Consider the following 7498-nt stretch of genomic DNA (forward strand, 5'->3'; position numbering starts at 1 on the left):
GTCCGAACCCACGCTGTGAGAAGTACCGACGAAAGGACTCGCCATGACGGTGACCATTGGAAACCACGTACTCGGCGGCGGACACCCCGTGTACGTCATCGCCGAGATCGGCCTCAACCACAATGGTGATGTCGAGCTCGCCAAGCGGCTGATCGATGTCGCTGCGAACGCCGGCGCCAACGCCGTCAAGTTCCAGAAGCGCACGCCCGAGATCGCCACCCCCGTGCACATGCGCGACACCCCCCGCGACACTCCGTGGGGCACCATGACCTACCTCGAGTACCGCTACCGCGTCGAGTTCAACCGTGAGCAGTACGTCGAGATCGGCGACTACGCGACCATGCGCGGCCTCGACTGGTTCGCCTCGCCGTGGGACGTCCCGAGCGTGGACTTCCTCGAGGACCTGGGTGTCGTCGCCCACAAGGTCGCCTCGGCGAGCCTCACCGACGTCGAGCTCCTCGAAGCCCTGCGGGCCACCGGTAAGCCCGTCATCCTCTCGACCGGGATGTCGACGATCGACCAGATCGACCGCGCGCTCGAGGTCCTCGGCACCGACCGCACGGTCCTCATGCACGCGACGTCGACCTACCCGATGGAGCCGGAAGAGGCGAACATCAAGATGATCGCGTCGCTCCGCGACCGCTACGCCGGCATCCCCGTCGGCTACTCGGGTCACGAGCGGGGTCTGCAGATCTCCCTCGCTGCCGTCTCCCTCGGCGCCGTCGCGGTGGAGCGTCACATCACCCTCGACCGCACCATGTGGGGCTCGGACCACGCGGCTTCGCTCGAGCCCGCGGGCCTCGAGCACCTCGTCCGCGACATCCGTGTCATCGAGACGGCTCTCGGCGACGGCGTCAAGCGCATCTACGACGGTGAGCTGGCTCCGATGGCGAAGCTGCGCCGCGTTCCGGCCTGATGATGCACGGTGACCGTCCGGGACGCATGCGCGTCGTCGCGATCGCCGACGCCGACTCCTTCGTGAAGTGGTCGGCGGCGCTCATCGACTCCGCGCCGTCGGTGGACCCGCACCTGCTGCTCGTGCAGACGCCCCTTGTGGTGAGCGTCGCTCAGGAGCACGCAGCGCTGGCGGGCACCGGCATCCGTCCCGAGGCGGTCACCCGCGTCGGCCACGACGACATCGCCGAGTGGCTGTCGCGAGACCGCCCCGACGTTGTCGTCATCGGCGGTCGCGGCCCGTTCGTGCGACTCGTGATGCGTCAGATCGACCGTGTCACCCCGCGGCCCGTGGTCGTCTCGGGGCTTCCCGGGGTGTCGATCCCCGCTCAGCGCGGCGCGGCGCTCTACCGCCGGCACTGCGACCTGATGGTGATCCACTCGCGGCGCGAGCATCGCGCGTTCACGCAGCTGGCCGACCGGCTCGGGATCACGCTGCCGCTGGGTCTCGCCACGCTGCCTTTCGCCCGCCCCGCGCACGAGAGCGCCGGTGGCACCGACCTCGTCTTCGCCGCGCAGGCGATCGTGCCGCGCGAGCCGGAGGAGCGCCGGGCACTCGCCGAGATCCTCCGCGCCGCCGCGCTCGCCGACCCGAGTCGTCGCGTCGTGCTCAAACTGCGCTCGCGCCCCGAGCTCGGTGAGACCGAGACCCACTTCGAACGCACCGAGCTCACCGACCTGCTGCGCGACCGCCCCGACAACCTCGTCTTCTCGCACGAGCCGATGTCGCGGGCGCTCGAGACCGCCGAGGGTCTGGTCACGGTCAGCTCGACGGCCGCCATCGAGGCGATGGCGATGGGCGTCCCCGTCATCGCGCTCACCACCTTCGGTGTCTCGAAGAGCCACCTCAACACGGTCTTCATCGGCAGTGGGGTGCAGGGGGATGCCGCGGATGTGATCGCGCGGCGGTTCCGGCATCCTCACCCCGCCTGGCTGGCCGACAACTACTTCCACGACCCGAGCGAGTCCACCTGGTGGTCGGACGTCGAGCGACTGGTCGAGCTCCGGCGCCGCGAGGCGCTGCCGCCCCGGTTCGTACCGATCGCCCGCGGCGGTGCGCTGCACGAGGCGTGGCAGCGCAAGGCCGTCCTCGGGGCGGAGGACCGCACCCTCACGGGCGCCGTCGCGTTCGCCGTCGGCACGCCGCTCGTCTGGTCGATCCTCACGGCGCGCAAGGTGCTGGGGCGGCGCGGAGCGGAGTCGTGGTTCGACTCCGACAGCGACATCACGGTCACGACCGCGAGGTATCAGGACCCGATCGTCCGTCCGCGCCGATCGGTCCTCGCCACCGTCATCGATTGAAGAGCACGCCGAAGAACCCGCTCTGCGCGGCGAAAACGAGCGCGACGATCAGGACGATGACGATCGACGCCCACGGGATACCCGCCTTCAGCCGTCTCCCGCGGGGCGCGACGCCCGGCGGCGGGCGCAGCGCCTCGACCGGTGCCGTGAAGGGCAAGGGGGCCGCAACGCCACCCGTCGGAACGGATGCCGGGGCCGCGGCATCCGTCAGCGCCAGTCGGTCGTCGCGCCACCGTTCCCACTGACCGAGCTTGTCGAACAGTGCGCCGACGACGGAGAACAACCACGCCCACGTGCGCGGGTCGAGGGTCGAGAAGTCACGTTTGGCGTAGAGGAAGAGCCAGTCGTCGACGATCTCGACGTCGAGTTGAGCGGCGTTGTCGATGAAGCGCGCCATGATGTCGGGCGTGAAGAGGTAGAGCGCGTCCTGCTCGTACCCCTCGGGGCAGTAGAGCGCGAAGTGCTTGTCGAAATCGCCCTCGAGTCGCAGCCGCTGGCTCCTGTCGAACGCCTGCGGGAGATTCGAGCCGAACAGGGCGTTGTTGCCCTCAGCGTCGAGCACGATGTGCGGCAGCGGGGTCCCGAGGCGGATGGCGACGTAGCCCCAGCGATGGGTCGTCTGGTTCTTGCCCGACCCTGTGGTGTACCGGTAGTTGGCGAACTCGACGAGCCGGGGCTTCTCGCCGCGGAGGATGTCTCTCGCCTTGCGGGAGTGGCCGTGCGAGAAGATCATGCCCGGAAGAGGCGGGGCGGATGCCTCGGGGTACCAGGTCATCCCGTTCGCCCGCGCGAAGTGGTCGAGGCGGTACGCGCGCTCCGCCGAGCCGCGGACGCCGCGGACGATGAGTGCCGCCGCGGCCACACCGATCACGCCGAGGATGACGAACGAGCCGACCGCGCCCAGGGTTCTGCTGCCGTCGGCCACCATCGCGGTGACGAGGCCTCCGACCAGGGTGATCGCGAAAGTCGCGAAGATCGCGGCGACGACGACACCGATGACGATCGCGATGACGCCCGAGCCCCCCGGCGCCCGCCCCGACGCGGCGAGCTGCTTGCGATATGCGGCGACGGTCGCGCGATCGACCGGATCGGTGAGGGGGCGGGCGTCGAACTCCATGCGGCCACGGTATCGAAAGCGCCACCCCGCGCAGGGATCGACCTCGCGGGGTGGCGCGGGGAGCCGGTTTCTGTCAGGCCTGCGCCGCTCGCACGTCGACGACCCACGTCACACCGAAGCGGTCCGTGAGCATGCCGAAGCCGGCGCTCCACGGCGGGCAGCGAGCGGCTCGATGACGGTCGCGCCGTCGGCGAGGGCGTCCCAGCGGGCCGAGACCTCATCGAGCGTGTCGCCCTGGAGCGAGACGAAGAACGCACGGTCGGTGATCGTGGCGCCGTTCTCGCGGCGGGTCGACCCGGCGACCGCCGCAGCGCCGCGTGTCTCGCGCGGTACGTCGTACGCCATGAGGCGGAAGCCGTCGGCCGCGACGAGGATGCCGAACACCACCTTCTCGGCGCCGGGGGCCTCGGCGGGCATGCCGACCTGTGCGTAGGTCGTCGTCGAGACGGTGCCGTCGAACACCCGGCCGTAGAACTCGAGAGCGGCGCGAGCGTCGCCGTGGAAGTTGAGGTGCGTTGTCGTGGAGAGGGTCATGATCGTCCTTCGGTCGGGGGCTGACTGCCTGAGACCACTCTTCGCGTCGTACAGGACCGTTTCTGTCCGCTTCTCCCGCAGGATGGAGGAATGTCGTCACCGTCGCACCGGATGCTGGATCTGCTGTCCGTCCTGCAGTCCCGCCGCGACTGGGGAGGGCAGGAGTTGGCCGACCGGTTGGGGGTGACCGTCAGAACCGTCCGCCGCGACGTCGACCGGCTGCGCGACCTCGGCTACGCCATCAGCGCGGCGAAGGGTCCCTACGGCGGGTATCGCCTCGCGCCCGGTGACGAACTGCCACCCCTTCTCTTCGATGACGAGCAGGCGGTGGCGATCGCCGTCGCGCTGCAGGCGGCATCCGGTGTCGACATCACGGATGCCGCGGCCCGGGCCCTCGCGACGATGCGGCAGGTCATGCCGTCGCACCTGCGGCACCGGCTCGACGGCATCCGCTTCGATTCCGGGGCGCCGGCCGCGCCGGTCTCGGTCGATGCCCTCGAACTAGTGAGCGTCGCGACCCGTGAGCGCAGAACGCTCCGTTTCGACTACGGCGACGAGACGGACGCTCCCGCTCGCCGAGCCGAGCCCCACGCCGTCGTCGCGCGGGATGGCCGCTGGTACGTCGTCGCCTGGGACCTGGATGCCGAGGACTGGCGCATCCTGCGCCTCGACAGACTGCGCCCGCGATCGGGTGGCGGTGTTCCGTTCGCGCCGCGCGCGATTCCGACCGGCGATGCGCGGACGTTCCTCTCGGCCCGGTTCAAGGGTTCCGAAGCGGGCGACCGCTGGCCCGTGACGGGCGAGATCGCGCTGCCGCTAGCGGCCCGGCGGATCGCTCCGTGGCTGGGCGACGCCGAGCTGGAAGAGCGAGCCGACGGCACCTGCCTCGTACGCGTCGGCTCGTGGTCGTGGGCCGGAGTGCTCGCCTGGGCTGTGCGGTTCGACGTGCCGTTCGACGTCGTCGGGCCGGCTGCGCTCGTCGACGCGGCCACCGAGATGAGCCGTCGGATCGCGTCGTCGGTGGAAGGGACCGCCATCCGCTAGACTGTTGTGGTTGTCCGTCTGCGCTCATGCGCGGAATCACCGGACACGTGCATCAACCCTCCTGATGCCGGGAAATGCTCGGCATCCGTTCTAGTCCGAAGGAGGTGGGTTAGTGACGCACATCCACCAGTACGAACTCATGGTCATCCTCGACCCCGAGATCGACGAGCGCCAGGTCGCTCCCAAGCTCGACGGTTTCCTCAAGGTCATCACCGCAGACGGTGGCACCATTGACAACGTCGACGTCTGGGGCAAGCGCCGTCTCGCCTACGAGATCCAGAAGAAGAACGAGGGCATCTACGCCGTCGTCAACTTCACCGGCACCAGCGACGCCACGAAGGAGCTCGACCGTCAGCTCAAGCTGAACGAGCAGATCATGCGCACCAAGGTTCTCCGCGCAGAAGAGGCGATCGCTCTGGTCGCCGCCGAGAAGGAGCGTGCCGACGCCAAGGCCGCCCGCAAGGCTGCGAAGGCCTAAGGCTCATGGCCGGCGAGACCATCATCACGGTCGTGGGAAACCTCACGGCGGACCCCGAGCTGCGGTACACGCAGAACGGCCTCCCCGTCGCGAACTTCACGATCGCATCGACGCCGCGCAGCTTCGACCGTCAAGCCAACGAGTGGAAGGACGGCGAAGCGCTGTTCATGCGCGCGTCGGTCTGGCGCGAGTTCGCTGAGCACGTCGCAGGCTCGCTCACCAAGGGCATGCGGGTCGTCGCGACCGGTCGCCTGAAGCAGCGCTCCTACCAGGACCGCGAAGGCAACAACCGCACCGCGATCGAGCTGGAGGTCGACGAGATCGGCCCCTCGCTCCGGTACGCGACTGCCCAGGTCACCCGCGCCGCGTCCAGCGGTGGCAATGGTGGCGGCGGCGGTGGCGGGAGCTTCGGCGGCGGTCAGCAGCAGTCGCGTCCGCAGGTGCAGGCAGACGAGCCCTGGGCGACGCCCGGGACTTCGGCGCCCGACGCCTGGAGCGCGCCCGGGACGAGCTACGGCGACGACACCCCGTTCTGATTCGAATTCCGGATGCCGCGGGCTGCGGCATCCACATCTCTTAAGGAAGACACATGGCTGGAAAGGCAACCGGCGATCGCCGTAAGCCGCGGAAGGGCGCGAAGAACGCCGCTCCCGCGAAGGCGATCCGCGTCGGCGTCATTGACTACAAGGACGTCGCAACGCTTCGCAAGTTCATCTCGGAGCGTGGAAAGATCCGCGCCCGTCGTATCACCGGAGTCTCGGTGCAGGAGCAGCGTCTGATCGCGAAGGCGATCAAGAACGCCCGCGAAATGGCGCTCCTGCCCTACGCCGGCGCTGGCCGGTAAGGAGCACCGACATGGCAAAGCTGATTCTCACGAACGAGGTCACCGGGCTCGGTAGCGCCGGTGACGTCATCGAGGTCAAGAACGGGTACGCCCGTAACTACCTCATCCCCCAGGGCTTCGCAGTGGCCTGGAGCCGCGGTGGCGAGAAGCAGGTGGCGTCCATTCGCGCCGCCCGCGAGTCCCGCGCGATCCACGACCACGAAGAGGCTGTGGCGCTCAAGAACACGCTCGAGTCGAACACGGTCAAGCTGACCGTCAAGGCCGGCGCTGAAGGCCGTCTGTTCGGTTCGGTCAAGACCGGCGACGTCGCTGACGCCGTCAAGGCCGCTGGTTTCGGCGACCTCGACAAGCGCAAGATCCACATCACCTCGCCGATCAAGGCCGTGGGCGAGCACGAGGCGACCGTTCGCCTGCGTGACGACCTCACCGCTGTGATCACCCTGCAGGTGGTCGCCGCCAAGTAATCCTGGCGCGCGGTTCGGATGCCGCGGTTCCCCCTCTCCGGAGGGTGGGACCGCGGCATCCGTCGTTTGTGCCGCGAGGTGTGTGCGGATGCAAGGGATCCGAGGGGACACGCCGGGGTCATTCACCTGTGGCCGGGGCGTCGCGCCGAATCCCTTGCATCGGCGCACAGGTGGGGCGGATGCCGCGGGTGGGGGCCCACGGCATCCGCCCCTTTCCTGGGGGAGTCAGACGGTACGGCGGCGCAGGGTGAGCAGCGCTCCGGCGGCGAGCAGCGCCAGGGCGAGCGCGGGGAGCCACGTCACTGCGACTCCGCCGGTCTGTGCCAGCGTCCCGACCGGGGTGCTCGCGCTGGCCTGGGGGGCCATCGGAGCGGCGCCGGCGCCGGGGATCTGGTCGTCTGTGCCCATGCCCGGAGTGTCACCGGGGACCGTGCCCGGGTTCGCCGGGTTGGTGCCCGGGTCCGTCGGGTCGGTGGGGTCCGTGCCGGGGGTCACCGGATCGACCGGGTCGGTCGGGTCCACAGGGTCGGTCGGGTCGACCGGGTCGGTCGGGTCCACGGGGTCGACCGGGTCGGTCGGGTCCGTGCCGGGGTCGGTCACCGTGCTGTCGCCGATGATGGAGACCGCGGTGTCGCCGATGGTGACGGGGATGTCGATCGGCAGCAGGATCTGCGTACCGCTGCCGACCCCGTTCTCACCCGAGGTGACCGGGGCGCCGGGCGTGGTGCCCGTGCCAGGAGTGCCGGACGTGCCGCCGCCGA

The 7498-nt window shown here is 69.6% G+C and carries 9 protein-coding genes and 1 pseudogene; 7 read left to right on the forward strand and 3 right to left on the reverse strand.

Annotated features, from left to right (window positions below):
- The first annotated feature begins 43 nt into the window (after window positions 1-43).
- On the forward strand, window positions 44-916 hold the full coding sequence (locus tag MO1_RS12250) for an N-acetylneuraminate synthase family protein (RefSeq protein ID WP_036311290.1): 873 nt from the start codon (window positions 44-46) through the stop codon (window positions 914-916).
- Between the two features lie 26 nt (window positions 917-942).
- Window positions 943-2256 (forward strand): DUF6716 putative glycosyltransferase, encoded by a 1314-nt coding sequence (locus MO1_RS12255; RefSeq protein ID WP_152540139.1) that lies wholly within the window; start codon window positions 943-945, stop codon window positions 2254-2256.
- On the opposite strand, the gene MO1_RS12260 is transcribed toward MO1_RS12255, so the two are convergent.
- Window positions 2246-3373 (reverse strand): hypothetical protein, encoded by a 1128-nt coding sequence (locus MO1_RS12260; RefSeq protein WP_060916169.1) that lies wholly within the window; start codon window positions 3371-3373, stop codon window positions 2246-2248. The genes MO1_RS12255 and MO1_RS12260 overlap by 11 nt on opposite strands.
- Before the next feature lie 73 nt (window positions 3374-3446).
- Window positions 3447-3907, reverse strand: a pseudogene (locus MO1_RS12265) (VOC family protein).
- A gap of 90 nt (window positions 3908-3997) precedes the next feature.
- On the opposite strand from MO1_RS12265, the gene MO1_RS12270 reads away from it, so the two are divergent.
- The 5 genes from MO1_RS12270 to rplI all read left to right on the forward strand — a co-directional run bounded on the left by MO1_RS12270 (window position 3998) and on the right by rplI (window position 6737).
- Window positions 3998-4951: a helix-turn-helix transcriptional regulator gene (locus tag MO1_RS12270; RefSeq protein ID WP_060916170.1), complete on the forward strand. Its 954-nt coding sequence runs from the start codon at window positions 3998-4000 to the stop codon at window positions 4949-4951.
- Window positions 4952-5063: 112 nt separating this feature from the next.
- The gene (rpsF, locus tag MO1_RS12275) at window positions 5064-5429 is read left to right on the forward strand and encodes a 30S ribosomal protein S6 (protein WP_255209267.1); all 366 of its coding nucleotides are present in this window, start codon (window positions 5064-5066) and stop codon (window positions 5427-5429) included.
- Window positions 5430-5434: 5 nt separating this feature from the next.
- Window positions 5435-5965, forward strand: coding sequence for a single-stranded DNA-binding protein (locus MO1_RS12280; protein WP_036311299.1), 531 nt, complete (start codon window positions 5435-5437; stop codon window positions 5963-5965).
- A gap of 53 nt (window positions 5966-6018) precedes the next feature.
- Window positions 6019-6273: a 30S ribosomal protein S18 gene (rpsR, locus tag MO1_RS12285; RefSeq protein ID WP_005054609.1), complete on the forward strand. Its 255-nt coding sequence runs from the start codon at window positions 6019-6021 to the stop codon at window positions 6271-6273.
- An 11-nt stretch (window positions 6274-6284) separates the two neighbouring features.
- Window positions 6285-6737, forward strand: coding sequence for a 50S ribosomal protein L9 (rplI, locus tag MO1_RS12290; protein ID WP_036311301.1), 453 nt, complete (start codon window positions 6285-6287; stop codon window positions 6735-6737).
- A gap of 225 nt (window positions 6738-6962) precedes the next feature.
- Here rplI and MO1_RS12295 read toward each other — a convergent pair.
- A partial coding sequence (locus tag MO1_RS12295) for an LPXTG cell wall anchor domain-containing protein (RefSeq protein ID WP_157526433.1) occupies window positions 6963-7498 on the reverse strand: 536 nt, incomplete at its 5' end.

This window comes from Microbacterium oleivorans NBRC 103075 (genome assembly GCF_001552475.1).
Classification (GTDB): Bacteria; Actinomycetota; Actinomycetes; order Actinomycetales; family Microbacteriaceae; genus Microbacterium; species Microbacterium oleivorans.

Coding starts and splice junctions, on each gene's coding strand:
- MO1_RS12250 (WP_036311290.1), top strand. CDS start 44: ATGACGGTGACCATTGGAAACCACGTACTCGGCGGCGGACACCCCGTG.
- MO1_RS12255 (WP_152540139.1), top strand. CDS start 943: ATGCGCGTCGTCGCGATCGCCGACGCCGACTCCTTCGTGAAGTGGTCG.
- MO1_RS12260 (WP_060916169.1), bottom strand. CDS start 3,373: ATGGAGTTCGACGCCCGCCCCCTCACCGATCCGGTCGATCGCGCGACC.
- MO1_RS12270 (WP_060916170.1), top strand. CDS start 3,998: ATGTCGTCACCGTCGCACCGGATGCTGGATCTGCTGTCCGTCCTGCAG.
- MO1_RS12280 (WP_036311299.1), top strand. CDS start 5,435: ATGGCCGGCGAGACCATCATCACGGTCGTGGGAAACCTCACGGCGGAC.
- rpsR (WP_005054609.1), top strand. CDS start 6,019: ATGGCTGGAAAGGCAACCGGCGATCGCCGTAAGCCGCGGAAGGGCGCG.
- rplI (WP_036311301.1), top strand. CDS start 6,285: ATGGCAAAGCTGATTCTCACGAACGAGGTCACCGGGCTCGGTAGCGCC.